This window comes from Streptomyces sp. NPDC002328 (genome assembly GCF_042890065.1).
In the GTDB taxonomy this organism is placed as follows: domain Bacteria; phylum Actinomycetota; class Actinomycetes; order Streptomycetales; family Streptomycetaceae; genus Streptomyces.
This window is the reverse complement of sequence record NZ_JBIARQ010000006.1, coordinates 191907-216243: the sequence shown is the minus strand read 5'-3', so window position 1 is coordinate 216243 and position 24337 is coordinate 191907. Positions and strand designations below refer to the sequence as shown.

Annotated in this window: 31 protein-coding genes and 1 pseudogene; 17 read left to right on the top strand and 15 right to left on the bottom strand. The window is 69.4% G+C overall.

Annotated features, from left to right (window positions below; genetic code table 11):
• The first annotated feature begins 111 nt into the window (after window positions 1-111).
• On the top strand, window positions 112-294 hold the full coding sequence (locus tag ACFYX4_RS18375) for a hypothetical protein (RefSeq protein WP_389333631.1): 183 nt from the start codon (window positions 112-114) through the stop codon (window positions 292-294).
• On the opposite strand, the gene ACFYX4_RS18370 is transcribed toward ACFYX4_RS18375, so the two are convergent.
• Both ACFYX4_RS18370 and ACFYX4_RS18365 read right to left on the bottom strand, forming a co-directional pair.
• On the bottom strand, window positions 285-971 hold the full coding sequence (locus tag ACFYX4_RS18370; protein ID WP_389333628.1) for a DUF5994 family protein: 687 nt from the start codon (window positions 969-971) through the stop codon (window positions 285-287). The two genes, ACFYX4_RS18375 and ACFYX4_RS18370, sit on opposite strands and share 10 nt — an antisense overlap.
• A 113-nt stretch (window positions 972-1084) precedes the next feature.
• Window positions 1085-1381 carry a hypothetical protein gene (locus ACFYX4_RS18365; protein ID WP_389334202.1) on the bottom strand — a complete coding sequence of 99 codons (297 nt, stop codon included), beginning with the start codon at window positions 1379-1381 and terminating at the stop codon, window positions 1085-1087.
• A gap of 184 nt (window positions 1382-1565) precedes the next feature.
• Between ACFYX4_RS18365 and ACFYX4_RS18360 the strand changes: the two genes are divergently transcribed.
• From ACFYX4_RS18360 to ACFYX4_RS18335, 6 genes are all read left to right on the top strand, one after another.
• Window positions 1566-2078 carry a DUF5994 family protein gene (locus ACFYX4_RS18360; protein WP_389333625.1) on the top strand — a complete coding sequence of 171 codons (513 nt, stop codon included), beginning with the start codon at window positions 1566-1568 and terminating at the stop codon, window positions 2076-2078.
• 376 nt (window positions 2079-2454) lie between these two features.
• On the top strand, window positions 2455-3051 hold the full coding sequence (locus tag ACFYX4_RS18355; RefSeq protein ID WP_389333622.1) for a DUF5994 family protein: 597 nt from the start codon (window positions 2455-2457) through the stop codon (window positions 3049-3051).
• Window positions 3052-3056: 5 nt separating this feature from the next.
• Window positions 3057-3311, top strand: a complete 255-nt coding sequence (locus ACFYX4_RS18350; RefSeq protein WP_389333619.1) for a hypothetical protein — start codon at window positions 3057-3059, stop codon at window positions 3309-3311.
• A gap of 268 nt (window positions 3312-3579) precedes the next feature.
• The gene (locus ACFYX4_RS18345; RefSeq protein ID WP_389333616.1) at window positions 3580-3951 is read left to right on the top strand and encodes an STAS domain-containing protein; all 372 of its coding nucleotides are present in this window, start codon (window positions 3580-3582) and stop codon (window positions 3949-3951) included.
• Window positions 3948-4469, top strand: coding sequence for a hypothetical protein (locus tag ACFYX4_RS18340; RefSeq protein ID WP_389333613.1), 522 nt, complete (start codon window positions 3948-3950; stop codon window positions 4467-4469). The genes ACFYX4_RS18345 and ACFYX4_RS18340 overlap by 4 nt, the downstream gene beginning before the upstream one ends.
• A gap of 109 nt (window positions 4470-4578) precedes the next feature.
• The gene (locus tag ACFYX4_RS18335) at window positions 4579-5058 is read left to right on the top strand and encodes a hypothetical protein (RefSeq protein ID WP_389333610.1); all 480 of its coding nucleotides are present in this window, start codon (window positions 4579-4581) and stop codon (window positions 5056-5058) included.
• A gap of 64 nt (window positions 5059-5122) precedes the next feature.
• Here the strand turns inward: ACFYX4_RS18335 and ACFYX4_RS18330 are convergent, their stop codons facing one another.
• From ACFYX4_RS18330 to ACFYX4_RS18310, 5 genes are all read right to left on the bottom strand, one after another.
• Window positions 5123-6391 (bottom strand): ATP-binding protein, encoded by a 1269-nt coding sequence (locus ACFYX4_RS18330; protein ID WP_389333607.1) that lies wholly within the window; start codon window positions 6389-6391, stop codon window positions 5123-5125.
• A 76-nt stretch (window positions 6392-6467) separates the two neighbouring features.
• A complete protein-coding gene (locus ACFYX4_RS18325) occupies window positions 6468-7697 on the bottom strand; it encodes a PP2C family protein-serine/threonine phosphatase (protein ID WP_389334199.1) in 1230 nt (409 codons plus the stop codon).
• A 149-nt stretch (window positions 7698-7846) separates the two neighbouring features.
• A complete protein-coding gene (locus tag ACFYX4_RS18320; protein ID WP_389334196.1) occupies window positions 7847-8299 on the bottom strand; it encodes an Asp23/Gls24 family envelope stress response protein in 453 nt (150 codons plus the stop codon).
• A 93-nt stretch (window positions 8300-8392) separates the two neighbouring features.
• Window positions 8393-9634 carry a PP2C family protein-serine/threonine phosphatase gene (locus ACFYX4_RS18315; protein WP_389333604.1) on the bottom strand — a complete coding sequence of 414 codons (1242 nt, stop codon included), beginning with the start codon at window positions 9632-9634 and terminating at the stop codon, window positions 8393-8395.
• Between the two features lie 508 nt (window positions 9635-10142).
• On the bottom strand, window positions 10143-11114 hold the full coding sequence (locus ACFYX4_RS18310; RefSeq protein ID WP_389333601.1) for an AraC family transcriptional regulator: 972 nt from the start codon (window positions 11112-11114) through the stop codon (window positions 10143-10145).
• Between the two features lie 82 nt (window positions 11115-11196).
• On the opposite strand from ACFYX4_RS18310, the gene ACFYX4_RS18305 reads away from it, so the two are divergent.
• Together ACFYX4_RS18305 and hemC are read left to right on the top strand one after the other, a co-directional pair.
• Entirely contained in the window at window positions 11197-12030 is an 834-nt protein-coding gene (locus tag ACFYX4_RS18305; RefSeq protein WP_389333598.1) for an NAD(P)H-binding protein, read from the top strand.
• Window positions 12031-12378: 348 nt separating this feature from the next.
• Window positions 12379-13320: a hydroxymethylbilane synthase gene (hemC, locus tag ACFYX4_RS18300; protein WP_389333595.1), complete on the top strand. Its 942-nt coding sequence runs from the start codon at window positions 12379-12381 to the stop codon at window positions 13318-13320.
• Here the strand turns inward: hemC and ACFYX4_RS18295 are convergent.
• From ACFYX4_RS18295 to ACFYX4_RS18280, 4 genes are all read right to left on the bottom strand, one after another.
• Window positions 13310-14281, bottom strand: coding sequence for a hypothetical protein (locus ACFYX4_RS18295; protein ID WP_389333592.1), 972 nt, complete (start codon window positions 14279-14281; stop codon window positions 13310-13312). The two genes, hemC and ACFYX4_RS18295, sit on opposite strands and share 11 nt — an antisense overlap.
• 132 nt (window positions 14282-14413) lie before the next feature.
• Window positions 14414-14560, bottom strand: a complete 147-nt coding sequence (locus ACFYX4_RS18290) for a hypothetical protein (RefSeq protein ID WP_389333589.1) — start codon at window positions 14558-14560, stop codon at window positions 14414-14416.
• 130 nt (window positions 14561-14690) lie between these two features.
• Window positions 14691-14984, bottom strand: coding sequence for a hypothetical protein (locus tag ACFYX4_RS18285; protein WP_389333586.1), 294 nt, complete (start codon window positions 14982-14984; stop codon window positions 14691-14693).
• Complete coding sequence (locus ACFYX4_RS18280) at window positions 14981-15706, bottom strand: ATP-binding protein (RefSeq protein WP_389333583.1); 726 nt, start codon at window positions 15704-15706, stop codon at window positions 14981-14983. The genes ACFYX4_RS18285 and ACFYX4_RS18280 overlap by 4 nt, the downstream gene beginning before the upstream one ends.
• Window positions 15707-16069: 363 nt before the next feature.
• Here ACFYX4_RS18280 and ACFYX4_RS18275 point away from each other — a divergent pair, with 363 nt between their 5' ends.
• The 4 genes from ACFYX4_RS18275 to ACFYX4_RS18260 are packed head-to-tail and all read left to right on the top strand — an operon-like array spanning window position 16070 to window position 18027.
• Window positions 16070-16477: a hypothetical protein gene (locus tag ACFYX4_RS18275; protein WP_389333580.1), complete on the top strand. Its 408-nt coding sequence runs from the start codon at window positions 16070-16072 to the stop codon at window positions 16475-16477.
• Window positions 16449-16973, top strand: a complete 525-nt coding sequence (locus tag ACFYX4_RS18270; protein ID WP_389333577.1) for a DUF6879 family protein — start codon at window positions 16449-16451, stop codon at window positions 16971-16973. The genes ACFYX4_RS18275 and ACFYX4_RS18270 overlap by 29 nt, the downstream gene beginning before the upstream one ends.
• A 7-nt stretch (window positions 16974-16980) precedes the next feature.
• Window positions 16981-17835, top strand: coding sequence for a helix-turn-helix domain-containing protein (locus tag ACFYX4_RS18265; protein WP_389333574.1), 855 nt, complete (start codon window positions 16981-16983; stop codon window positions 17833-17835).
• A 9-nt stretch (window positions 17836-17844) separates the two neighbouring features.
• Entirely contained in the window at window positions 17845-18027 is a 183-nt protein-coding gene (locus ACFYX4_RS18260) for a DUF397 domain-containing protein (protein ID WP_389333571.1), read from the top strand.
• Between the two features lie 230 nt (window positions 18028-18257).
• Here ACFYX4_RS18260 and ACFYX4_RS18255 read toward each other — a convergent pair whose 3' ends face one another.
• The gene (locus tag ACFYX4_RS18255; protein ID WP_389333568.1) at window positions 18258-18770 is read right to left on the bottom strand and encodes a DUF6879 family protein; all 513 of its coding nucleotides are present in this window, start codon (window positions 18768-18770) and stop codon (window positions 18258-18260) included.
• A gap of 297 nt (window positions 18771-19067) precedes the next feature.
• Between ACFYX4_RS18255 and ACFYX4_RS18250 the strand changes: the two genes are divergently transcribed.
• Window positions 19068-19421 (top strand): DUF317 domain-containing protein, encoded by a 354-nt coding sequence (locus tag ACFYX4_RS18250; RefSeq protein WP_389333565.1) that lies wholly within the window; start codon window positions 19068-19070, stop codon window positions 19419-19421.
• Window positions 19422-19735: 314 nt separating this feature from the next.
• Here the strand turns inward: ACFYX4_RS18250 and ACFYX4_RS18245 are convergent, their stop codons facing one another.
• Together ACFYX4_RS18245 and ACFYX4_RS18240 are read right to left on the bottom strand one after the other, a co-directional pair.
• On the bottom strand, window positions 19736-20386 hold the full coding sequence (locus ACFYX4_RS18245; RefSeq protein WP_389333562.1) for a response regulator: 651 nt from the start codon (window positions 20384-20386) through the stop codon (window positions 19736-19738).
• The gene (locus tag ACFYX4_RS18240; protein ID WP_389333559.1) at window positions 20383-21531 is read right to left on the bottom strand and encodes a sensor histidine kinase; all 1149 of its coding nucleotides are present in this window, start codon (window positions 21529-21531) and stop codon (window positions 20383-20385) included. Before ACFYX4_RS18240 ends, ACFYX4_RS18245 begins: the two co-directional genes overlap by 4 nt.
• Window positions 21532-21664: 133 nt before the next feature.
• Here ACFYX4_RS18240 and ACFYX4_RS18235 point away from each other — a divergent pair, with 133 nt between their 5' ends.
• The 3 genes and pseudogenes from ACFYX4_RS18235 to ACFYX4_RS18225 all read left to right on the top strand — a co-directional run bounded on the left by ACFYX4_RS18235 (window position 21665) and on the right by ACFYX4_RS18225 (window position 23839).
• Complete coding sequence (locus tag ACFYX4_RS18235) at window positions 21665-22390, top strand: class I SAM-dependent methyltransferase (RefSeq protein ID WP_389333556.1); 726 nt, start codon at window positions 21665-21667, stop codon at window positions 22388-22390.
• The gene (locus tag ACFYX4_RS18230) at window positions 22387-23046 is read left to right on the top strand and encodes a DedA family protein (RefSeq protein ID WP_389333553.1); all 660 of its coding nucleotides are present in this window, start codon (window positions 22387-22389) and stop codon (window positions 23044-23046) included. Before ACFYX4_RS18235 ends, ACFYX4_RS18230 begins: the two co-directional genes overlap by 4 nt.
• 90 nt (window positions 23047-23136) lie before the next feature.
• Window positions 23137-23839: pseudogene (locus ACFYX4_RS18225) on the top strand (DUF317 domain-containing protein).
• A gap of 200 nt (window positions 23840-24039) precedes the next feature.
• On the opposite strand, the gene ACFYX4_RS18220 reads toward ACFYX4_RS18225, so the two are convergent.
• Window positions 24040-24171, bottom strand: a complete 132-nt coding sequence (locus ACFYX4_RS18220) for a hypothetical protein (RefSeq protein ID WP_389333550.1) — start codon at window positions 24169-24171, stop codon at window positions 24040-24042.
• Window positions 24172-24337 lie beyond the last annotated feature (166 nt).

Sequence of the window (24337 nt, the reverse complement as noted above, 5' to 3'; positions counted from 1 at the left end):
CTCTCGGTGCTCACTCTACGCCGGGCAGCACCTCGGGTACCTGCCCACGACCAGCGGTTTCATCGGGGCGGAGCATGAGGGCAGCGCCTGGGAGAGCTGGTCAAGGCTCTGATGGGACGGCCCAGTCGCGCGCGATGGGGCGAGCGGCCGCACGTCATGGTGACGGCCGTGATCGTCGTCCACCGGCAGTGCTCGCCCCGCGTCGGGCGATGGGACCTGCTGGTCGTATCTCGGGACACGACCGAGGAGGCCGCGGAGCAGCTCACGGCGGCCACCGCGGTCGATCACACGTGACCGGACCTGCCACGCACTGCCCGGCTGCGGCGGGCGACGCGTTCCGCGTGCGGTGCGTCGAACCGGCGGACCAGGCGCGTGGCCGCGACGGTCGGAACCACTGACGGCGAGGGCGGTGACCATGGGCGGTCACACCCCCACAGCGCGCCGCTGCTCGCGGCCGTGCGGTGAGAGAGCACCGCCGCTCCTGCCTTCCCTGTCTCCGGGTTTCCGGTGCGGGCCCGTTCCGCCGTCATGAGCGCGGTCGCGGTCGTCGGCGGGCCGGTGTCCGCACTCGCGGCGGCCATCAGCCGGGAGGCCGAGGGGGCGCCGGTCTCCGGGGGGATCACGAGGAGGTTCCAGCGGCCCGCGGTGTAGGACAGCAGAAGGATCGCGTGTGGATCCGGCTCAGAGGTGAACCAACCGGCTTTCACCAAATGGCCGTTGACGAAGATCCTGGGCGGGAGGACCGGCCAGTGGCGGGGGTCGACCGCGATACGGGTGATCCGTCCCCACAGCGGATCCAGCACGTCCGCCAAGGCGGAGAGCTCGCTCGGCAGGTCACGTGAACGGGGCCACCATGCGCCGTCCAACTCGGGGGGCCCCGGGGAAGAGCTCTCGGATCTCAGCGCGAGGCGCGCGGTCGGGGCTCTGAAGGGAACGGGCTGCAGAGGGAGATGAAGGGTGGTCGCGGACATCGCGCGAACCAGTCTCCGGACCTCTGCGCAAGGGCAGCCGCCCGGTGTCGTCGCTCACCGGGAACGGCACCGGCATCGGAGCCGGTGTGCGAAGTGCTCTCGGTGAGTTCACGCTACTCCCCGAAGGAGCCGGGCGGACCGTTCCCGGACGCCGTCTCACTTCCGCCGGCGGCCTCCTCCGCGGACCGGCTGGCCTCCGGCCACGACCGAGCGGGTTGGGCCGCGCGGGTGGTGTTCACGGTGAGGTCGAGGCGGGTCCCGCCGTCGGGGCCCGTGGGATAGCTGCGCTGCTGCTCGGTGGCGTCGAAGCAACGGCGGAGAATCTCCGCGACCCGACGGGCGACCTCGGGCGAGGCGGCGACGACGCGGACCTCGGCGCGTCCGCCCGAGAGTGTTTCCATGGACTGCATGGCGACCTCGCAGTTCGATGTCACGTATGAGACGGGCCGGATTTCTCACTCTGCTGTGGCAGCCCGAAGTCCCCGCGAGTGACCGGCGGTACTCCCCGGCCGCTGCCGGCCCGGGGAGTACCGTGAAACGAGGAATCCACTCGGTCCCTTCATTCCAGACAGACAGACAGACAGGCGAGGTGCGATGGTCGACTCCGAGTCCCCGCGTGTGACCCGCCTCCTGCCGGACGCCGTCCACCAGGCCGTGCGGCCCGGGACGGCTGTCGTGAGGCTGGAAACGACGCATGACCGGCAGGGCGTGCTCGACGGGGTGTGGTGGCCTCGTTCCCGTGACATCGCCGCCGAACTCCCCAGCCTGGTCACCGCACTGTCCGAGCACCTCGGGCCCATCACGCGTGTCGGCCTGGACACCGGCGCCTGGGAAGAGCTGCCGACGCGGATGACCATAGACGACCGAGTCGTCCGCATCGACTCCTTCCCGGTCGGAGACGACACCGTCCTCATCACCCGGGACGAGCACGATCTCTTCTCCCTCCTCGTGGTCCCGCCGCACGCGACACCCGAGGCCGCGCGCGCCGCCATGGCCGAGGCCATCCGGGCCGGCAGCGGGAGGCGCGCCGAACAGATCCTCATCGATACCGGCACCGAGCGAGCGGACCCGAGCGAGCGCCACGGAAGACCCGCGGGCCCGCAGTGAACAGCCCGGGAGCGGCACCGGTCACCTTTCCTTCGCACCGCACGGTCAGTACGCCGACCCGGACGGTTCCTACGCCCAGCGAGAAGCAGCACCACCGTGTGTGCCCAACTCGCGCGCGGCCGACAGTACTGCCGGGGAAGGAGGGGCGCGGCCGCACTTAAGGGCTCGTGTGCCTTGATCGTTGCCCCAGGGACAGCGGTTCCGGACAGGGGCGCATGGGGCCGTTCCTCCGTCGGCCGTACGGTCCGTTGGGCCTGTACGAGGAGTACGCTTGGACTACCGAGGATATTTCGCGCACCGGCTTCCACGCTTGTGTCGTTTTCGGCGATCGAATATGCCGGGCCGGTCGTGACCGGCCCGGGGCAGGGTTCGCGTCATGACCGCGACCATTTCCCACCCGCCGACGGACGAAGCCGATCCCCGGTTCTCCTCGCGCTCCCCCCGTCTGTCGCTTGCTCCCGCCGGTCCCGCCCCGGCTCTGCTGGACGGCGCCTGGTGGCCCCGTTCCCGCGACCTCGGGGCGGAACTCCTCTCCCTGACAGCCGTACTGGATCCGTTGTGGGGGCGGATCACCCGGGTCACGGTGAATCCCGTTTACTGGCCGGTCGTCCCGCGCAAGGTGGCCGTCGCCGGGCATGTGGTGAATGTGGGCTGGTTCCTGTCCGAGCAGGACCCGCACGAGCTGCTGCTGCTCTCGTACCACATGGGCCGCTGGAACCTCCTGGTGGTCCCGCCGCGGACGGACCCCGCCTCGGCCGCCTGGCTGATGGCCGCCGCGAGTGACCCACTGGGCACATCGACCGCGAGCCGGTTGATGGAGGAGGCGGCGCGCCTGCGCACGGTGGTCGAGACCGACCGGGCCGTGGAAGCGGTCTGGGAGTCCGAAGGAGGACATGAGGCCCGCGGTCCGGCCGCACGTCCACGGATCCCGGCCGTCACCGCCGCGCTGCCGTATCAACCAATGGGGAGGTGAGGACCGTGGAGACATTCGTGACCGTGACCGTGATCATCGCGATGATCGCCCTCGGGGTGCTCCTCATCCACCGGCTCAACTCGCAGCACAGCGACCGCATCGCCGCCTTCCACTACGGCCGCTCCGGGACGCCCGTCCCAGGACCGGCTCCGTCGGCTCCGCGGAAGACCGGCGGACGGACACGAACGACCGGCCGTCGGCCGCCGCGACCAACGCGACGGCGGACGCGGGCGGATCCGCCCCTGGCGCCGCACACATAGGGGAGCGGGGTGAGCCCCCGCCCAGAACCCACAGAACCGACAGAACGGCCCGTAAGCCCGCTGCCGCGAACCCTTCCGTCCTTCGGTCTTCCGTCCGATTTCATGGCGCACCTCCGGACGACCGATCCGCCACCGTGCTTGCCAACCCGGCCTGCCAACCGGCCGTTCACCCGTCACCGCCTACACCCCCGTATCGGCGGCACACCGTGAGGGCCGGACCCGGCCCTTGCCACGCGGCATTCCCGACCGGCACTGCGATCGAGGAGCCATGCCCCTTCCCCAGCTGAACGTCTACCGGCACGACCACACCACCCGCGCGCTGATCACCCTCGCGGGAGAGATCGACCTGGTCACCACCCCGCTCGTGTACGCCGCACTGGCCGGATGCCTGCGCGACGGCATCCGCACCACCGACGTCGATCTCACGGCGGTCACCTTCTGCGACGTCAGCGGGCTCAACGCCTTCCTCACGGCATCCCGGCTCGGCGCCGATGCCGGAATGACCCTCCAACTGCACCATCCGCCCCCGAGCGTGGCCCGCGTCATCGAGATGACCGGCTCCGGCGACCTCCTCCACGAACGCCACGTCCTCCGACCACCCTCACATCGGGTTCCCGCAGTCGTGGGCGGTGCGCCGTGACAGCCCCGCTCCGCCGGCAGCCGCCACGGGGTGAGGGAAGCGCCCCGACTCCCGCCCACGCGGTACGTCTGCGCCGGCTGAACCGCTGGCAGGCCGAGACCCTGCGGGAGGATCTGGCCGACCTGTACATGGAGTCCTCCCGCGCGCAGGCGGGCCAGGAGTACCGGGGCCGGGAGGCGTTTCCGCAGCGGCTCGCCGGCGCCGTCCGGCGGGCCGGATTCGCCCTGCTGATCGGGGAGGACATGGCCTTCGCCGGGTGTGCCTACGGCTTCCCCGTACCGCGCGACGGTACGTGGTGGCGGGGGTTCGACGGGACGCTTCCGCAGCGCGTCGAACAGCTCACCGCCTCCGGACACGTCTTCGCTGTCACCGAGATCGTGGTGCATCCCCATACGGACGACCAGAGCCTCGCCCGCAGGCTCCAGGAACGGCTGCTCGCCGACCACCACGCCTCGCTCGGGGCGACGCTGGTCGACCAGGCCGACGCTCCGGCCCGCGAAGCCTTCCTGTCGTGGTGATGGCAGGACATCGGGGCGATCCGCCGTCCGTCGGATCCCATGGCCCTCCGGCCGTCGGCCCCCGTGCTACTGGAACGACCGGGGTACGTGGGAGCCGGCACTGCGGAATGTGACGGCGATGTACCTGGTGGTGCCCGACCTCGGCAGGCCGCAGGCCGCGCAGGCCATTGGCGCGTTGGCCCGGCAGGCCGCGGCGGCCGGTGCCCGGCGTGCGGTGCTGCTGTCCATGCCCGAGGGCGGGGCGGACCAGGAGCACGTTCTCGCCGCGGAGCGGGCGCTTGAGCACGCGGGCTTGGAATGGACCGTGCTGCGGCCGCGGTGGTTCTTCCAGAACTTCAGCGAGGACTTCCTGTGCGGCCCCGTACTGAGCGGCGAGGTGCGGCTGCCGGCCGGGGACGGCAAGGAGGCGTTCGCCGACGCCGAGGACATCGCCGAGGTGGCGGTCGCCGCCCTCACGGAGGCCGGGCACGCCGGGTGGCACTACGAACTCAGCGGACCCCGGCTGATGACCTTCGGAGACGCGGTGGCGGAGATCGCCAGGGCCACTCATCGGCACCGCTGTCGGCAGGGGCCCATCCCGTCGGCCTGACACGTCGGTTGTCGACCGAGGCCGGGGCGCCGAGGAGGCCGCGCTTCCCGGGCGGGGACGCTGGCTAGAGGCGGGCGTACTGCTCCGTCTGTTCGGCGAACTCCTGGGCCATGGTGGCGCTGACCGTGGGCTGGGTGTCGCGGATCGTGTCCAGGTAGTCGTCCGTGGTGGGGAGGATGCGGGTTCCGGTGTCGAAGGTGCGCTCGAATCCGGCCTGGGAGACGGTTCGCGCCACGTGGGCGATGTCGGCCGGTGTGAAACCTTCGCTGGCGGACGCGAGTGCCTCGCTGTCGGCCTTCGCGCCCGCTCGTGCCAGGTAGCTCTCCCACAGCGCGGTCCTGGCACGGTGGTCGGGAGGGCCGATCGGCAGTACATAGTCGAAGCGGCCGTGCCGCAGGAACGCGGAGTCGAGCGTGGTCACGTCGTTCGTGGCGCAGACGAGCAGCCGCCCGTCCTGACTGCGGAACCGGACGATCGCCTTGAGCAGCTCGTTGACGACGCCGACCGCGGTCGCGTCCGCGCCGCCGCGTGCGCCGGCGACCTCCTCGACCTCGTCGATGAACACCAGGACGTGGCCGAGCCGGGAGATCTCGTCGAAGCGCCGGTTCAACCCGCTCGCCAGGCCGTACTCGGCGGCCAGACGCGCGGGGAACAGCTCGAGGAAGGGCCATCCCAGGCGGCTGGCGATCGCGTGCGCGAAGGTGCTCTTGCCGGTCCCGGGCGGACCGAACAGCATCACCGCGCGCGGCAGCTCCACACCGTGCTCCGCGGCCAGTTCGGGATGGGCCAGTGGCAGGACCAGACGGCGCTCGATGAGCCTTTTTTCCTTCTGCATGCCCGCGACCTTTTGCCAGAGTCCGCCGGGTGGCAGCTCCGCTCCGAGCGAGGAGAGCATGGCGGTCGCCCGCGGGGGCACCGGTCTGCCCTTCTCGAAGAAGACCAGGCCCGATCGGGCGCCGAAGTCGCAGTTGCGCAGCGCGGTGGCACCGGTCTCGCCCGCGGGCAGGGCGGCGTGCACCGCGCGGACACCGTCGGTGAAAAGCCGTCGCTCAAGGGCCGTGATCAGGGCGCTGCCCAGCCCCTGGTGCCGCCAGGCAGGTGCCATGCAGATGCGCAGGATCCACGCCCGGTCGCCCTCCACCCTGCTCACCGCGGCGCCGACGACCACGTCGTTCGCCGTGGCCACCACAGCGGGGTGGAGGGCTTGGAGGGCCGTCACGGCGTCCGAGAGCGGGAAGAGGGCCTGTTCTTCGGTCGTGCCGCTCTCCATGTCGACACGGAGGACTCCCTCGAGATCGTCCGGGGAGTAGTCCCGGACCCGCCAACCCGTCATGACCAGCTCCGCCTGTTCGGCCGTGTTCCCATCATCGGCCGCCGCATGGGGTACGCGCGCGGCAAGCCTCGGCCGCTCAACCGGGACCGCGCCACTCGATCAGCAGGAGGGTCGCGTCGTCCGTCGTGACGCCGCCCCGCGCCAGTTTGAGCGCGTGGGAGAGGGACCGGGCCACGGCCGGGACCTTCTGCGCCGCACCTTCGACGCGGTCCACCCAGCGGATGAGCTGTTCCTCGCCGAACTCCGCACCGCCGGCCAGGTGCTCCTCCACCAGTCCGTCCGTGAAGCACATGATCCGGTCCCCGCGGTCGAGGTCCAGCTCACTGATCAGCGGTTCGTGACCGCCGAAGCCGACGGGGAGCGTCGTCGGGCCGTGCAGTCGCCGCACGACGCGGCGTCCGCGGATCAGCAGCGGAGCCGGATGGCCCGCGTTGACCCACTGGAGGCGGCCCGTCGCCGTGTCGAGCCGCATCATCTGAGCGGTCACGAAGTGATCGGGGCCGAACTGCTCGGCGATGGCCCGGTCCATGAACGCGTAGGTCTCCGCCAGCCCGACGCTGATCCGCCGGGCATGCCGATAGGCGCCGATGGCCACCGTGGCCATCGTGGCGGCGCCCAGACCGTGGCCCATCGCGTCGACCATGGCCACGTGCAGCAGATCGCCGTTGAGGGCGTAGTCGAAGCTGTCGCCGGCCACGTCGTAGGCGGGCTCCAGCACCCCGGCCAGGCTGACCCGGGGCGAGGACATCGCCAGCGGTGGCAGCAGCGCCCACTGGATCTCCGCCGCCACAGTCATCGGTTCGCTGCGCCGGGCCCGGAAGAAGAGATCGGTGTACCCGTCCTTGGCCATGAGCATTTCGGCCACCAGAGCGGCGATCCGGCGCAGCAGCCGCCGGTCGTTCTCCACCACCCCGTCCAGGGTGACGGCCATGACGCCCACCTGGTCTCCACCGTCCTGCAGAGGCAGATAGACGCGGACGCCGTCCGTCCGCGGCACTTCGACGCGACGCGCGGCCTGAAAGGCATGGCCGGCGTCGGAGCCCTCGATCGGCTGCGGATCGCCGGCGGTCAGTCCGTCGAGCGGCACGGGCATCAGCCACTCCTGCCCGTAGTCCTGCAGGAAGACCGAGGTCTCCCGGCCACCGAGGCTGCCCACAGCCCGGGCGACGAGCGGGCCGAGGAGATGGGGCGGCACTTCGTGGCTCTGGTCCAGCAGAGCCCCGAGGCACTCCTCACCGAATTCCTTCGACCGGTCCGTCCCAGGCGAGCCGTGCGGTCCCGGAGCGTGGCGGCGCTCAGGACGGATGCGCCGGTGGATCCTCAGGAAGGGTCTGTGCACACGAACTCCCGACGCAGCCGCCCGGCCGAATCAGCGTTGCAACGGCCTCTGCCGCCCACCCACAGGATCTCTCACGACGACGACCTGAGGGAATCGGCGGCTCACCTCACGCGGCCCTACCCCCCTTCGGACTCCTCCTCTTCCTCCCCGTCCTCGGGAAGGTGGACGTCGTCGACGGCGATGTCGACCTCGACGACCTCCAGGCCCGTCATCCGCTCCACGGCGCTGATGACGTTGGAGCGCACGTCACCGGCCACGTCGACAATGGAGACGCCGCACTCGACGACGATGTTCAGGTCCACGGCGGCCTGGCGCTTCCCGACCTGGACCTTCACGCCTCGGGTGACGCCGCCGCCTGCACCTCCGCCGGGGACGCGTTCCCGCGTGGCGCCGAAAGCGCGGGCCATGCCCTCGCCGAGGTTGTGGATGCCCGGTACCTCACGGGCGGCCATGCCCGCGGCCGGGCGGGGCGAGCTTAACCGGCGGCCGTCGCGACTATCGAGACGGCGGACACGGGCGGCTCCGCCCCCGGCGCCGCGAGGGAGCACTCTCCCGAGCCGGTGGTGCAGTCGGCTCCGGGGCGAGCGTGGGCTGTCGCGTGCGGGATTCCGCGGACTTGGGTACGAGGCCACAGGTCAGCCGCATGCCTCTGTGCCGAGGGCTCAGTCGAGGGCGGCGAGATGATCGGCGTCGCCGCCTCGCCACTCGATCAGGAAGATGGTCGCGTCGTCGGTCGTGGTGCCGCCACGTTCGTGTTTCAGGGCGTGGGAGAGTGCTCGCACCACCGCCCGTACCTCGGTGCGGTCGCGGAGGATCCGGTTGGTCCACTCGATGAGCTGTTCCTCACCGAACTGTTCCCCGCCGGTCTGGTGCTCCTCGAACAGGCCGTCGGTGAAGCACAGCACCCGGTCGCCGCGTTGCAGCATCCGCTCGCTGACTACCGGCTCCTCACCGCCGAAGCCGACCGGCAGTGTGGTCGGGCTCTCCAGCCGGTCCACCACGGCGCGGTCCCGGATCAGGAACGGGGCCGGGTGGCCGGCGTTGACCCATTGCAGCCGGCCCGTGGTGATGTCCAGGATCATCATCTGCGCGGTGACGAAGTGGTCGGGGCTGAACTGCTCATTGATGGCTCTGTCCATGAACGCGTACACCTGGGACAGGTCGGTATAGGCCCGTCGCGTGTGGCGATAGGCGCCGATGGCCACCGTCGCCATGGTCGCCGCGTCCAGCCCGTGGCCCATCGCGTCGATCATGGCCACGTGAAGGATGTCGCCGTTGAGGGCGTAGTCGAAGCTGTCGCCGGCCACGTCGTAGGCGGGCTCCAGGATTCCGGCCACCTCGACCTGCGGGACGGTCATCGACAGCGGGGGCAGCAACGACCACTGGATCTCCGCGGCCACGCTCATCGGGGCGCTGCGGCGGGCCTGGAAGAACAGGTCGGTGTAGGCGTCCTTGGTGACGATCATGTCCGCGACCAGACCGGCGAGTCTGCGGAGCAGCCGCCGGTCGTCGTCATCGACCCTGTCCAGGGTGACGGCCATCGCCCCGATCTGGTCGCTGCCGTCCAGCAGCGGCAGGTACATCCGCACACTGCCGTCCTGCGGCACCTCCACCGTTCTGCGGCTCAGGAACGCCTCGCCGGCGGGGGAGTCCTCGACCGGCTCGGGGCTGCCGACCTTCAGCCTCCGGCCCGGCAGGGGCACCAGCAGCACCTGTTCGTAGTCCTGCAGGAGGATGGAGACCTCCCGCCCCCCGACCCTGGCCACCTCTTCCGCGACGAGCGGGGCGATCAGGTCCGGTGGCATCTCGTGGGCCCGGTCGAGCAGCACACCCAGCAGTCGTTCGCCGAACCCCTCCGACCGGTCCACTCCAAGCCTGTCCGGCCGCCGCCCACTGTCCGTCATCGGCGCTCGCTTCCCTTCGTCCCGGGGCAGGGCGAACCCATGGGCGGCTGTGTCCACGCCGCTGGGCAGCGCCGACCGGGGGTCAGCGGCGATGAGCGTGGCACGACGCTGTTCGACCGGTACAGGCTCGCAGTGCCGACCGGCCCAACGAGCCGATTACGCCGCAGGCGGCATGTCGCCCATGGCGCAATCGAAGTCGGTGGCGGTGAGAAGCGATGCCCCGGTGTGCAACGGCCCCGGCGTACGCACACCGGGGCCGCCCTTCCGGGCCGTGGCACGTGAGAGTGCGCTGACCCACTTGTCATCGTATGCCTGATAAGCGCGAAGCGTTCTGAAAGCGCCAGTAGCTGCTGTTCAGCGCTGTGAGATGAATCGGGCAGCTCTGCCCAGGCCCAGCGCGGGCGTACTCATAGGGAGATGATGGCCGAGCCACCCGGCAGCTCCGGCAGCCTCACGCCCAGCGGTGTGCCGCTCGCGTAGTCCTCGACGTGTAGGGCGGAGTCGGACGTCAGGTTGCTGCCTGTGTCTCGCGCATGCGGTACTCGCTGGGGCTGATGCCGTGTTCCCGTTTGAACGCGGCGCTGAGGGCGAAGGCGTTGGCGAAGCCGACGCGGTCCGCCACCGTTGCGAGCGTCGTGCCGGGTTCGCGCAGCAGGTCCGCGGCCAGGGCGAGGCGCTGTTCCCGCAGGTAGGTCATGGGCGGCCGGCCGACCAGGGCGGTGAAGCGTCGGGCCAGGTGAGCCCGGGACACGCCGGTCTTCGCCGCCAGGGCCGGCAGGGTCCACGGGTGGGCGGGGTCGGTTCGCAGCATGCGCAGGGCGGGGCCGACCACGGGGTCGCTGTGGGCGCGGTACCAGGTGGGGATCTGAGCGCCGGGGCGGGTGAACCAGGCGCGCAGGGCGGTGATGAGCATCAGGTCCAGTGCCCGGTCCAGGAGGATCTGCTGCCCGGGCTCCTCGCGGGTGATCTCCTCGAAGGTCGTCCGGCTGACCGGGCAGGCGCCCACGTTCGCCTCGATGACGGCCAGGGGTGGCAGTGCGGCGAGCAGCCGGCCCGGGGTGCCGCTGTCCACGGTGTACAGCCCGCTCAACAGGATTGTGCTGTCAGCCTCTTCCGTGTCCCAGGCGCCGGCACCCGGCACTCGGGGGCCGGGCAGACTCTCGCCCTGTGGGGTCGTGCAGCGGCCACCGTGATGGATCACCACGTCCGGCTCGGTGTCCGGGGCGTCGGCGATCACGTACGGTGCGCCGCCGCACAGCACCGCGACATCTCCGGAGCCGATCCGTACCGGGTCGCCGTCCTGGGGAGTGATCCAGGCGGAGCCGTGCACGAGGACCGCGAGGGCCAGCTGCGAGCCGTCCTCGAAGCGCGCTGCCCAGGAACCGCTCAGCGCGGACTGGTGGAAGACGGCACCACTGGTCCGTACCCCGTTCAGGAGATCCGTCAGCGGATCCGTGCTGGTCAGCCGCATGGGATCCATGGCGGTCAGCGTAGACGAACGCATATGGACGTGAGCCCGCACAGCATGGCTCGGGCGGATGGCGACTGGTTCTGTTGAGGCCATGAGCGACGAGATGATTCTGGTGACAGGGGCCACGGGCAAGACCGGCCGTCGGGTGGTGCGGATGCTTCAGGAGCGAGGTGTGACGGTCCGCGCGGCGTCCCGTTCCGGTACGCCGTCCTTCGACTGGACGGACCGCTCCACCTGGGAGCCGGCCCTGCGGGGCGTGACGGGGATGTACCTGGTGGTGCCCGGCCTCGGCAGTCCGCAGGCCGCGCAGGACATCGCCGCTCTCGCCCGGCAGGCGTCCGCAGCCGGCTCCCGGCGTGCGGTGCTGCTGTCCGTGCCCGAGGGAGGGGCGGACCAGGAGCACGTCCTCGCCGCGGAGCGGGCCCTCGAACAAGCGGGCTCGGACTGGACCGTTCTCCGGCCGCGGTGGTTCTTCCAGAACTTCAGCGAGGACTTCCTCTACGACCCGGTGATGAGTGGCGAGGTACGGCTGCCGGCCGGGGACGGCAAGGAGGCGTTCGTCGACGCCGAGGACATCGCCGAGGTGGCGGTCGCCGCCCTCACGGAGACCGGGCACGCCGGGTGGCACTACGAGCTCAGCGGGCCCCGGTTGATGACCTTCGGCGACGCGGTCGCGGAGATCGCCCGGGCCACCGGCCGCGACCTGCGCTATGTGCCGCTGACCGCGGAGGCATACGCGGACGAGCAGCGGGCGCAGGGTGTGCCCGAGGAGTGGGTGCAGCTGTCGGCCGGCCTGTACGAGTACGTCCGGTCAGGCGGCCTGGCCTCGCTCGGTGACGGCGTGCAGCGGGCGCTGGGCCGGGCTCCCCGGGATTTCTCCGAGTACGTCGGCATCGCCGCCCGACAGGGTGTCTGGAACATCTGAACCGCAGGAGCGGAGTCATGTAACGCGGATGCCGCCGCAGCGGTCCGTGTAGCCGTCGCTGATCACGTCTGTCGAGCGGGCTGCCGCCTCGGCTGCGCTGGGGTGTCCGACCCGGGAGCTAGGTGTGCCGTGCCGAACTCGACGGTTGATAGCCGGGGAGCTTGACACCGTCTCGTAGGAAATTGGTTGCTGCTGGATATGCCCCCAAGCTCGGTAATACTTCTTCGAGAGGGAAAGCGCCAGGCCAGGTTGCTTGGCCGCGCGTTTCCGACGAACGGTCGGGAAAAGTGCAACTAGGCGAGTATTACGATGACTTGACAGCTTATCGCCTGTCAGGAGTTGATCGCCGTGAAGACCTACCTGGTCGGTTCGCGCGCCAGTAATCTGGCCAAGGTGCAGGTGCGGGAATACCTTGCCCCGCTTCGCGAGCGTTTTCCGGGCGTCACGTTCACGCATCGGGTGGTCCTCGAAGGTGGTGACAAGGATCGGAAGTCCCGGCTTTCCGATGTCTCGGCGGTCAGTGGTGGAAGTGCCTTCAGTTCTGAGCAGGAGGCAGCTCTGAGCAGGGGAGACGTGGACCTCGTCGTCCACTCCCTGAAGGACCTTCCGACCGCGAACCCGCCCGGTCTGACGCTGTTGTCGCCGCCCGGCCGTGAGGATGTGCGGGACGCTTTGTGCGGCTCCACGCTGTCCGGTCTGCGTAAGGGCGCTCGGGTGGGAACGGGTGCCCCGCGGCGAATTGCTCAGCTCCTGGCTGTTCGCCCGGACCTGGAAATCGTGCCGATCCGAGGGAATGTGCCGCCTCGCCTGAAGAAGATCGAGTCGATGAGCCTGGACGCTGTGGTCTTGGCGGCGGCAGGGCTGCGCCGTCTGGGTCTCGACGACGCAGTTGGCGAATTGCTGCCCGTGGACCAATTCCCGCCCTCACCTGGACAGGGCGCTCTCGGCGTTCAGGTCCGAGAAGACAGCCCTGAACTCCAAGAGATCCTCTCCAGCGTGGGAGATGCGGCCGTCGATGCCCATGTGCGGGCGGAGAGGGCCCTGCTCGCCGAGCTGCATGGCGGGTGCAGCGTGCCCGTGGGTGCGTACGCGGAGACGGGGCCGGACGGATCTCTGTCGCTCCTCGCCCAGGTCACGTCGCTGGACGGTGCCCGGCGGGTCGAGGGCAAGCTTTCCGGGCCGATGGACGAGCCGGAGAAGCTCGGTGCGGCCCTGGCCGCCGTGCTGATTGACCAGGGCGCGCGGTCCATTCTGGACGCGATTCGGGTTGAATCCGCGGTCAGTCGTTGAGGTGGCGGGCGATGTCCAGTGCCGCGTAGGTGATGCTGGCTTCCGCACCGGCTCGCTTGAGCATGGTGAAGAGTTCCACCAGCCGGCGCACGTCCCGTTGGCCGCTCGCGGTGTCCACCTGCGAGAGGGTGGTGTACTCGCCCGATACCGAGAACGGGAAGAGCGGTGCCAGCGTGCGCTTCTTCAGCTCGGTGAGGACGTCGGCGCTGAACATCGCGGGTTCGAGCAGGAGCATGTCCGCGCCGTCGCCGACGAGTTGAAGAGCGGTGTCGATGAACTGCTCCGGCTTGCCGGGGTTGATCTGGAACTCGCGGTCGGAGCCCGCCTGCGGGGTGGCGCCCATGGTGAGCCGGAAGCCGTCGTAGAGGCTGCTCCAGAAGATGACGTGCGGCATGATCGACACGCTCTCGTGCCCTGCCGCGTTCAGCGCTTCGCGGGCGCTCTTGGTGGTCCCGACGACCATGGAGGCCGGTCCCACGATGTCGGCCCCCGCAGCCGCGTGCGCGACGGCCTGGCGGGAGGTCACGTCGGTGGTGGCTGTGATGTCCGGGCGCCCGCGCCGGTCGGAGATGTAGCAGAAGCCGGTGTCGGTGTACGAGCACAGGCAGGTCTCCGTCATCACGGCGATCTCGGGCTCCGCGTCCTTCGCCGCTCGCACCGCGCGGGCCATGAGGGCGTCCGGTACGACGGAGAACTCGCCGGCGGTGTCGCGCTGGGTGGATTCGGCGAAGACCTTGACGGACCGGATGCCGAGCTGCCGGGCTTCGCGCATCGCGGCGGGAATCTGGCTGACCGTGAGGGTCGGCATGGGCCGGTCCGTCTCCTCCTCGGTGACCAGTAACACCATGGACAGGTCCGCCGGGGTCAGAGCGGGGCCTTCCAGGAAGCGGCGAACGGCGGGCCGGCTGCGGAGTGGGCTTGTGGCTCCGTGGGTCCGGGCGGGTGGCGCGGTGACGCTCATCTGTCCCTCGCTTTCGTCGGGTGGCGCAATGGGCCCGACGGCAGGCACGGGGAGATCTGCGGGTGGGTGCCTGCCGTCGGGGGTCTGGGTGGGGCGAAGTGCTCGGCCCCGTGTCTGTCCTGGGCGCTTCGTTTACGCGGGCTTGGCTGTGGCGTCCTCCGCGACGTCCGTGTCGGCCTGCGGGGCGGCTGGGGCAAGCCCGTCGTCCTTGGCGGTGCCGATCACGGTGCTGATCGCGCCGATGAGGTCGAACAGCTCGTCGTCCTTCTGGGTGGTCAAGGAGCCTCTTCTGTCATGGCGGGTGGTGACCCCGTCCCTGCCGCGACCTGCGCTTGTGAGGTCGGGGGAACCTCCAGTTCGAACGGCAGGGACGGGGGGTTGAAGGCCCGCCCAGGGCGCGGCTGTCCTCCTACGCGACATGGGCGGGCGGTCTGTCGAGTGGCGCGCTGGTGGGCCACTGGCCGATGGGATGAGGTTGTGCGGGGGCGGGTGCGGGCGTGTTCTGCCGGCGGACGGCCCGCTCGCTCATCGTGTAGTGGAGCTGTTCGAGCCTGAACACGCACCACTGGCAGGCGGAAAGAGGGAAGGCTCTGCCGGCCACCGAGATGTCGCCGATCTCCGCTACGGGAACATCCATCTGCTCGCACCTGAAGCAGTTGCCGTCCTGCCAGTCGAGGCGGCTCCACAGCTCACGAGGGTTCATTCCCACTCCGGCTCCTCCTCCGCGAGGTGGGGCAGCGGGCTCCCGCCGACGACCGGCACGAAGCGCACCGGACGCGCGTGCCAGACGAACTCGTACGGCCCGGCCGCGAGAGGGAGCGTGAACTCCTCGCCGTTCTTCAGCGCCTCGGCCGGCTTCTGCCATCCGTCGGACAGCCAGTCCCAGACGTGGCCGACCAGGGAGGCGTTGATGGCGGAGGCGATGACGCGCATCTGGATGCGAGCCCAGCGGATCGCCCGGTCCGGTGTGGGCATGGACGCGATCGCGAGCTGCTTGCCGTCCACCTGGCGCCACTCGCACCAGAACCCCGGCTGGGGTACCACCGGCTCCGGTACGGCGATCGTGCACCAGGTAAGGGTGCCGTCCTCGCTGGTTCCCCAGTCCTCGGCAAGTGCTTCGACGATCAGCATGCCGCGTCCGCTCTCCTCGTCGGCGGTCGGTCTCTTCACCCGAGGCCGGCCCGGAGTTCCGTCAGCCACCTCGACGCGGACCTCGCCCCGCCAGTACGAGAGGGAGAAGCCGATGTCATCCGCCTCGCCGTGCCGGACGGCGTTGGTGACCAGCTCGCTGATGAGCAGGCCGGCGGTGTCGAGGCAGCATCCGATCCCCCACAGCCGGAGGTGAGCGGCACTGATGCGACGAAGCTGCCGCACCCGTTCCGGTGCGCGGCTGCATGAGATGACGAAGCGAGCGGGCTGGTCCATGTCTCTCCCTGGACCGTGTACGTGCGGAACCCATCCCTGCGGCGGAACAGCGTCGGCTATGCCGCCGGAAGCGCTCTGGGATCTCCCGCGCGTCGCCTCGGGAGCGATTGCACTCTGCAAGGCAAGGGCCATTGCTGTCCTCCGCACGTCACGGGAAGGAAGGTTGCTTCCGGCGCCGCACCGAAGCGCGATCCGCCGGCTTCCCTTGGTTGCTCGGGTTTCGACATGACCGTAGGGCGGCTGTCCCGCAACTCCCAAGGGGATTGCGTGAGTTTGCAGCAAGTCGATTGACGGGGCTGAATGCCTCGCACACCATCGATGTGTCGCGCAAACCGGCGCAAGGCAGCGGACGGGAGAGCAACCGTGAAGCTACGGTTCCTTGGTAAGAACTCCACCCCCGGAGACAGCCCCACCCTGTACGCCAGTGACCAGGACAGCTACGTCATCCAAGGCTGGAAGGTGTTCGCGAACGACTTGCTCATGCAACTCGACGTGCCCGAAGGCCAGACAGTGATCGAGGTACCGCCGGAGCTGTTCGAGCACCTGTCGAAGGACGGACACGCGACCGGCGAGATCAAGAGCTTCACCGCCCCGATCATGCTTGTGACGGAACAGGACACGTGCATCCTGCAAGGCCCGGAGATGACCGATCCCGAGGCCCTGAGCCAGATGCGGATGCCCGACTATGAGACCTGCATCGAGGTCCCCAAGTCCTCGATCACGGCCCTACTGGAGGAGAACAGTGGACCTGATCACCCCAGCTCAGCGTGACGAGCTGTTCAACAGCTTCGAGCGCGACGCCTTCCACTTGGAGCTGAGGGACGACTACGGGTCTCCCATCGAGGACACGCCTTACGCGCGGTGGCAGCGGGGCGAGCCCGACGACTACGCGTGGCTCGGCCCCTGGATGGGGCTCATGAAACGGGTCTCCGCCGAAGGGAAGACCGTCAGGCGCGTCCGCGTCATCACGGAGCCGCACTCCCAGTACGTCGGTTGGGAGCACTCGCTGACCCACCTCAACCTGGAGGCCGGCGAGGACATCCGATGGCTTCCGCGGCACCGGCTGCCCGAGGACATCACCTTCCCGGTCGGCGGCAACGACTGGTGGCTGTACGACGACCGCCTCCTGGCCGTCGGCCACTTCGACCCGGAAGGCCGCGTACTGGGGTCGCAGATCATCGAGGACCCGGACACCTTGGCCCAGTGCGTCCGGGTGCGGGACCTTCTCTGGGCCGCCGCCATCCCCCACGCCGAGTACAAGCCCTGATCCACCAGTGAACAACCAAGCTCAAGAAGCACGCGAGGCACTGGGTGCCCGGCTGCGTGGATTCCGGAAGGACGCGGGATTCGCGAGCGGCCGGGCATTCGCCGTGGCCACCGGCTGGGCCGAGTCCAAGGTGTCCCGGCTGGAGAACGGCAAGCAGAACCCCAGCGAAGACGACATCCGCACCTGGTGCACCAAGACCGACCGGAAAGAACACCTTGACGACTTGATAGCCACGGTCCGCCACATCGACGAGTTGTGGCTCGAGTGGCGCCGGCAGCTCCAGACCGGGGCGGAACAACGCCAGCGCAAGGCCCTGCCGGTCTACGCCAAGACCAAGGTCTTCCGTATCTGGCACCCGACGCTCATCTGGGGAACGCTCCAGACGGCGGACTACGCCGCCGAGACCTTCAGACACGTCGTCGACTACTACGAGATCCCCGACGACGCGGAAGCCGCCACCGCCAAGCGGCTCGAACGCCAGCAATACCTGTATCAGGGCAACCGCATCTTCAACGTCGTACTCGGCGAACAGGCCCTCTACACCAACTTCGGCGGCCCGGACGTGATGAAGGGGCAGCTCGACCGCCTGCTGGCGGTGATGCGGCTTCCCCGACTGAGCCTGGGCATCATCCCCCGCTCCGCATCCCTGGGCATCTGGCCCGGCAACTCCTTCTCGATGTTCGACGACAAGCTGGTCCTCGTCGAGACCTACTCGGCGGAGTTCTCCGTCACCCAGCCCCGCGAAATCGAGCTGTACACCAAGGCATTCGCCCTCTTGAAGCAGTCAGCGGTCTACGGAGCCTCGGTCCGCGACCTCATCCTCACAGCGATACACCACTTCGATCAGATGCCCAGCGACTAGGAGAACAACATGCCACCCGCGACCCCGAACTGGCGTACCAGCTCCTACACCGGGACAGAGAACTGCGTGGAAGTCGCCGACAACGACCCGCAGCACGTAATGGTGCGGGACACGAAGACGCGCAGTCGGGGAATCCTGGCCGTTCAGCGGGGCAGCTGGACGGTGTTCATCGAGTTCGCCAAGGGTGCCTAGATCTGGGCATGCTCCGTCATAGCTCTGGCCACGACGGCGTTGCCCCCGCATAGGCGCGCGTGGCGGGGTCCGCGTACACCCGACACAGGGTCAGCGGGCTCACGGCGGCCGCACTGCGGTGTCGCTGTCAGTTCAGGCGTGCCATGCTGCTTGCGGACACCGACAGGGATTCCATCGCGGACCCGACCGGAAGATGGCGAGGTCAGGTCTCTGACCGTACTGCTCCGCTGTCAGGTCAACTCGAACTCTGCGTGTGGCGTTGCGCGCTGCCACACGGCCTCGAAGGCCGCCTCGCAGAGCTTCGCTATCTCCGGGTCCTCCGTGAGCTCGACCTCCATGTTCTCTCCCTCGCCGTCGAAGTGGTTGACGAGGACGAGGCTGGAGTCGAACAGCCAGAAGTCGTTACCCGGGAGCGACAGGTCCGTCGCGCTGCGGCGTGAGAGCCAGCGCACGTCTTCGCCTGCGGCGATGTTCAGCCCGTCGGTGACGTCGTACTCGAAGCGGATGTACTCGCTGACGGGCACTGAAACGATCCGTGCCCGGCGTACCTCGACGCCTCGCGAAGCGGCGGCCGTGACGATGCCGTGCCAGTCGGCCCAGCGCTCGGCGGGGTCGAGGGGCTGCCCGGCCTTCCAGTCGACGAAGGCGGGGTCCGACTTCATGTAGGCGTCGCGCGTCTCCAGATGGACAGCGGTCCTCTGGCAGTCGCGGAACAACTCCTCAAACGTCGGGGTCCTCGTCATCCTTCTTCACCTCCAGGTAGAACTGCCTGGGGCTTTCCGGGTCCTTGCCGGGCTTAGGCAGGGGAACGATGTCCTCATCGGATGCCGGTAACGATCTCTGTGCCCGAGCTTGCCCGTGATCGGGCTGTCGAGCCAGGAACTTGCGGGAACTTGCCAGGACTTCGGGATGCCGCCCCGATCGGGTTTCAGTTCGCCGGGGGCAGACAGCAAAGATCCACGAATGACTGGCCAACGCCGCAGCGGCATGTGAACCTGGACGACCTTCTTGCAAAGCACCAGGTCAAAGAGGTGATTGCCGTGACTGAGGCGTCATCGGGTCCCGGATTCTCCGCTACCGTCGAGGCCCTGCGGCTGCGTGAGTGGCTACTCGGCCCGGGCCAGGCGACAGTCGTGATGGACCAGTTCTCCGCCGGCGACTTCCAGCTGGTCGTGGACGACCGCGCGGACGTGCACGTCAATTCGAAGGACGGTCGCTTCTACCTCGGGTGGTTCCCGCTCGGACGTCCTGGCACCGACGGCGAGGGGTGGAAGATCGCCGTTACCGGTACGGCCAAGGTGCGCGGCTACCAGATGTCCTTCGACACCGAGACGCCGGCCGACGTCGTCGCTGTTGTAGTCGCTCGCGTGCTGGAGACCTCCCAGCAGGTGTGACTGCTAGAGGCAGTTCGAGTCGGCGCCCCTCGGGCACCCTCGGCGTCTGCCTGGTTGATGGCAAGGCGACACAGCTCGCCCTCTGCTACCCATACTGCCGCGCAGCCAGCCCTGCGGTCGGCGGCATCAAGATCCCTAAGACCGTCCGGCAATAGGCAGCCGGTGGACGAACGGCCACGGCACCACGTGGTTGTGAGTTCGTTACCCTCGGTGAGGGTTTCCCAACGGTGGGCACCTCTGGATTCCGTGAAGGACAAGGCGCGGGCAGAGGTGGCTCCCTGGCGAGCATCTTGCGCTGAGCAGCCTTCGGTTGGTCAGGGGGAGAGAGCGGCGTCGCGGGCGAGGAGGGCGGCCTGGACGCGGTTGGTGACTTCGAGTGTGGCGAGGATGCGGCTGACGTGGGCCTTGACGGTGCTCTCCCTCATGACGAGGCGACGGGCGATGTCGGCATTGGTGTCGCCTTGGGCGAGGAGGGCGAGTACCTCGCGTTCGCGGGGGGTGAGCCCGTCCAGCCGGGCTTGGGCCGCGGTGGCCTGGGGCTGGTTGGTCGCGTGGTAGCGGTCGATGAGGCGACGGGCCGCGGTGGGGTGGAGCATCGCCGATCCGGATGCCACGAGGTGGACGGCACGCAGGATTTCGGCTGGGTCGGTGTCCTTGAGCAGGAACCCGTCGGCTCCGGCGGCGAGAGCGTTGTAGACGTATTCGTCGAGGTCGAAGGTGGTCAGGGTGATGACCTTCGGCGGGTGGGGAAGGGCTCGTAGCCGGGTGGTGGCGGTGATGCCGTCCATGCGGGGCATGCGTACGTCGACGAGGGCGACGTCGATGCGGTATGCGGTGGCATGCTCGATGGCCTGGAGGCCGTCGGTGGCCTGTGCGACCACTTCGATGTCCTGGTCACCGTCGAGGAGGTCGGCCAAGCCGAGGCGGACCAGGGCATCGTCGTCGACGATCATGGTGCGGATCATGTGAGGGTGCCGTCCTGTCCGGTGCCGGCGGGATGGGGGATGCGGGCAGCAAGCCGCCAGGCGCCCGCCCCGGCGGGCCCGGCGCTGAGATGGCCGCCGAGGGCGGTGACGCGTTCGCGTAGTCCGACGAGCCCGTATCCGGAGCTGACGGTGTCTGTGCGGGGTGTCCCAGGAGGGTTGGTGACCTCGACCAGTGTGGCCATCGGCCGGTAGCCGATGTGTACGGTCACTTCGGCCCCGTCGGCGTGCTTGCGGGCGTTGGTCAGTGCTTCCTGGACGATGCGGTACACGGCCAGTCGGTGGGTGGTGGGAGCCTGCTCGGGAAGACCGTCGGAGGTCAGCTCGATGTGCTGCCCGGCAGCGCGGGCCTCCTCGACCAGTTCCCGCGCGTCCCTCATGGCGGGTGCGAGTGCGGAACCCGGCTCCACGGCATCCGGGACCCGCAGAGCGCCCAGTACATCGCGCAGGTCAGTCAGGGCCTCGACGGAGGTGGCGCGCAGGAGACGGAGCCGTTCGGCGACCTGTTCGGGCAGGGTGTCGCTCTTGGTGGAGAGGACGCCGGTGTGCAGGGCGATCAGGCTCAGTCGGTGGGCCAGCACGTCGTGCATCTCCGCGGCGATACGGGACCGTTCCGCAGCACGGGCCGCCTCTTCACGCAGCTTCGACTCGATGCGCAGGTGCTCGACATCGGAGGCCAGGGCCTCGACCAGGCGTCGCCGACTGCCCAGCCACAGGCCGAGGACCACGGCCAGTAACGGCAGGAGCAGAGTGGAGGCGTAGGTCTGAGCCGTCCACAGCGCGGTGGCCGGGTAGCTGAGCAGGTTGGCGCCCAGCGCGGCGACGGCACATACCAGCGCCGCCCGTGCCCGGCGGTCCACCGCCAGGTCGAACAGGGCGACCACCAGTAGCGGCAGCAATGGCCACCCCCACCACGCCGTGGCCGCGGTGACCAGCAGCGGCGCGAAGGGCCACCGCCATCGGGGCACGACCAGGGACGCCCCGCACAGCAGGGCGGCGCCGGTCACAGGGATTTGGTAGCGACCGCCGTCGATGGATGCGGCGTTCAGCGCGGCGGCCAGCACGCACAAAGCCACGAGGACCACGCGCCCGTAGGCAGCCCACCTCTGGCCTTCTCTCCTGCTCACCCTGGCAATCCTAGGCAGGCTGCTGCGCCGTTCCGTCCGACTATCTGCCCTGGCCAACCCCTACTTTCGTAGGGGGAGAGTCGTCGCACAACGACGGATCCAATGCCGGACGCCGGTTTCTAGCGTCGAAACCATGAACGACTGGACCACCTCTCACGAACGTGTCCTGGTGCAGCGCCATGCCGAAGGCTGGATGTTCCTGATCGAAGCGGCTCGCGATCTGCGGACCACCGGCGCCCTCGCCCCCAGCAGCAAGGCCCTGGCCCGCGCTCTGACCGAACCCGTGCGAGTCCAGGCACCCCGCCCGCTGGCAGTCCTGGAAGCCGGCGCCGGCACCGGCGCGGTCACCCGCACCCTGATACCCCAGCTGTCCCGGGGCAGCCGCCTGGACATCGTCGAGGCCAACCCGCGCTTCGCCAGGCAACTGCGGCACCTCGTCGCCGCACACCCGACCCTGGCCAGCCGACCCGCGCAGGTGAACGTGCACCAGACGTACGTCGAGGACCTCGACACCGACGAACGCTACGACGTGATCGTCTCCGGGCTGCCGCTGACCAACTTCACCCCCGTACAAGTCGAGCGCATCATGTCCAGCTACATGGCACTGCTGCACCCCGGCGGCACCCTGACCTACTTCGCCTACCTCGGCACGCGCAAGGCCCGCGCCCTGACCGCATCACGAACGGAAGCACACCGGCACGCCGCGGTGGACGAAGTCATGGCCGCCTACCAGCGCAGCTACGCCACCGGCCGCTGGACGGTCTGGGCCAACCTGCCGCCGGCCAACGTCTGGCACCTGCAGCGCCCCCATACCGCCCCCCGCGACCCGCAGCACGCTGCGGACGGAGTGAAGCGGTGAACGCGCTGTCCGACCTCCTCGGCCGCCTCCCCCCTGCCGCCGCGTACACGGTGGTGGCCCTGGCCGTCCTGGCCGAGTCGATCCTTCTCGTCGGCGCGTTCATCCCCACGCTCCCCCTGCTGCTGACCGCCGGCGCGCTGGCCCGCACCGGCCACATCAGCCTTCCCCTCGTCATCGCCGCCGCAGCCGGCGCCGTAGCGGCAGGGGACTTCCTCGCCCACCGCACCGGAAGACTCCTCGGCGACCAGCTGCGTGCAGGCTGTGTGGGCCGGCGCATCCCCGGCGCCGCCTGGCACCGGGCCGAGACACTGATGACTTGTCACGGCGGCCGCGCCGTCTTCCTGGCCCGCTTCCTGCCCGTGGTACGCACCCTCGCCCCCCACTGCGCAGGCGTCACGCGACTGCCCTACCCGCGCATCGCTCCCTACAGCGTCACCGCCGCCTGTCTGTGGGCCACAGCCGAAGCCGGCGTCGGCTACGCCGCGGCAACCACCCTCCAACGGATTCTCACCGTGGGTGTCCCCGCCCTCGTGCTGGTCTTCCTGGTCGCCCTCGGGACCACGTTCCTATGGCGACGCTCCCGGCACTCAGCGCGACGGGCCGGCGCTGCCTCGCGCGGTGACTCCGACCGCCAAGACGGGGCCTGGGCCTGCTAGCCGGAGTTCCACCGTCTTCGCATTCCTATCCTCAACGGAACCTGGAAGGGATCTCCGTTGAGACAACCTCAGTAATCACGAAGGACAGTCGTGCCCGCGCTGCCATCTGGCCTGCTCGAACCTCTGGGATCAGTTCGCCGTGCTCCTGCCCACCCGGGAGGAGTTCGCTACGGGCCATCCAGTCGGCTGTCACCGCCGCCGGGTTCCCGACCGGACGGTCTTCGAGCACGTGGTGCTCGCATTGGTCCACGGCTCGGGCTGCGAGCGCATCTCGACACCTGGATGCTCCGACCGCACCATCCGCCGACGCGTCAAGGAGTGGGCTGAGCAAGGGATCTCCAAAAAAGTCCGCGCTCTCGCCTTGGAGGCATACGACCGGATGATCGGCCTGGAGTTGGGCGACACCTCGATAGACGGCTGCATCACCAAGGCCCCGTCCGGCGGCGACAAGGCGGGGCGCTCCCCGGTTGATCGGGGCAAGCAGGGACTGAAACGCTCAGTTGCCGCGGATTCCCACGGCGTCCCGCTCGGAATCGTCTCTGCCGGGGCCAACCAGCACGACTCTTCCCTGCTCGGCCCCAACCTGGAGGCGGACGAGGCGGCCCTGGGTGGGTGGCAGGCGTGGGCCGAGCCGGTGCCGGGGGCGGACCTGTGGGCGGCTTCCTTCGGCGCCAGCGTGCCGCACGATCTCGTCGCCGCCTTCGTCGGCTCCCTCAGTTCCAGTGCGCCGGTGCTGCGCCGGGTGCTGCCGGAGAGCAGACACGACCGGCTCCTGCGCGCTCCAGCCAGCTGAGGCCATCCAACGCAGCGAAGCCGGGCCTCCCCTCAGGGGGCCCGGCTTCGTGCTGCGGTGCCTTGGCCGGCGCCCTCGTGGCGTCACGGTCTGTCGTACCGGCTATCGCCTGGAACGCACACGCCTCTGTGTCAGAGGCCGGCCTTGTCCTGCAAGCCGGTCACCAGCACGTTGGGCATGCGCCGGCGGGGGCCCAGGGGTCAGAAGGCGTACGGGGCGAAGGAACGGACCGGTGCGGCGACGAGGCCGAGGAGGTGATCGAGCTCCGCTCGCTCGTCCTCGTTCATGAGCTCGACGGCGTTGCCGAGCTTCTTCTCGGCGAGCCGCTCCATGAACGGGGCAGGAAGCGCTGCAGAGCATCCGGAGCTTCGTCCGTCGTGAGCCGGTACTCCTGGTATCGCTTGAGCTGTGACTCGATCTCTTCGAACTCGACGCGAGTGGCCCCGAGGACGAGGCTCTGCTCCTCCTCGCTGAACGGGCGCCCCTCGAGGTGGTGCC

Excerpts from the sequence above, each read along its gene's own strand:
- ACFYX4_RS18375 (WP_389333631.1), top strand. The coding sequence starts at position 112 with ATGGGACGGCCCAGTCGCGCGCGATGGGGCGAGCGGCCGCACGTCATG.
- ACFYX4_RS18370 (WP_389333628.1), bottom strand. The coding sequence starts at position 971 with ATGTCCGCGACCACCCTTCATCTCCCTCTGCAGCCCGTTCCCTTCAGA.
- ACFYX4_RS18365 (WP_389334202.1), bottom strand. The coding sequence starts at position 1,381 with ATGCAGTCCATGGAAACACTCTCGGGCGGACGCGCCGAGGTCCGCGTC.
- ACFYX4_RS18360 (WP_389333625.1), top strand. The coding sequence starts at position 1,566 with ATGGTCGACTCCGAGTCCCCGCGTGTGACCCGCCTCCTGCCGGACGCC.
- ACFYX4_RS18355 (WP_389333622.1), top strand. The coding sequence starts at position 2,455 with ATGACCGCGACCATTTCCCACCCGCCGACGGACGAAGCCGATCCCCGG.
- ACFYX4_RS18345 (WP_389333616.1), top strand. The coding sequence starts at position 3,580 with ATGCCCCTTCCCCAGCTGAACGTCTACCGGCACGACCACACCACCCGC.
- ACFYX4_RS18330 (WP_389333607.1), bottom strand. The coding sequence starts at position 6,391 with ATGACGGGTTGGCGGGTCCGGGACTACTCCCCGGACGATCTCGAGGGA.
- ACFYX4_RS18315 (WP_389333604.1), bottom strand. The coding sequence starts at position 9,634 with ATGACGGACAGTGGGCGGCGGCCGGACAGGCTTGGAGTGGACCGGTCG.
- ACFYX4_RS18310 (WP_389333601.1), bottom strand. The coding sequence starts at position 11,114 with ATGGATCCCATGCGGCTGACCAGCACGGATCCGCTGACGGATCTCCTG.
- ACFYX4_RS18305 (WP_389333598.1), top strand. The coding sequence starts at position 11,197 with ATGAGCGACGAGATGATTCTGGTGACAGGGGCCACGGGCAAGACCGGC.
- ACFYX4_RS18295 (WP_389333592.1), bottom strand. The coding sequence starts at position 14,281 with ATGAGCGTCACCGCGCCACCCGCCCGGACCCACGGAGCCACAAGCCCA.
- ACFYX4_RS18285 (WP_389333586.1), bottom strand. The coding sequence starts at position 14,984 with ATGAACCCTCGTGAGCTGTGGAGCCGCCTCGACTGGCAGGACGGCAAC.
- ACFYX4_RS18280 (WP_389333583.1), bottom strand. The coding sequence starts at position 15,706 with ATGGACCAGCCCGCTCGCTTCGTCATCTCATGCAGCCGCGCACCGGAA.
- ACFYX4_RS18260 (WP_389333571.1), top strand. The coding sequence starts at position 17,845 with ATGCCACCCGCGACCCCGAACTGGCGTACCAGCTCCTACACCGGGACA.
- ACFYX4_RS18255 (WP_389333568.1), bottom strand. The coding sequence starts at position 18,770 with ATGACGAGGACCCCGACGTTTGAGGAGTTGTTCCGCGACTGCCAGAGG.
- ACFYX4_RS18245 (WP_389333562.1), bottom strand. The coding sequence starts at position 20,386 with ATGATCCGCACCATGATCGTCGACGACGATGCCCTGGTCCGCCTCGGC.
- ACFYX4_RS18235 (WP_389333556.1), top strand. The coding sequence starts at position 21,665 with ATGAACGACTGGACCACCTCTCACGAACGTGTCCTGGTGCAGCGCCAT.
- ACFYX4_RS18220 (WP_389333550.1), bottom strand. The coding sequence starts at position 24,171 with ATGGAGCGGCTCGCCGAGAAGAAGCTCGGCAACGCCGTCGAGCTCATG.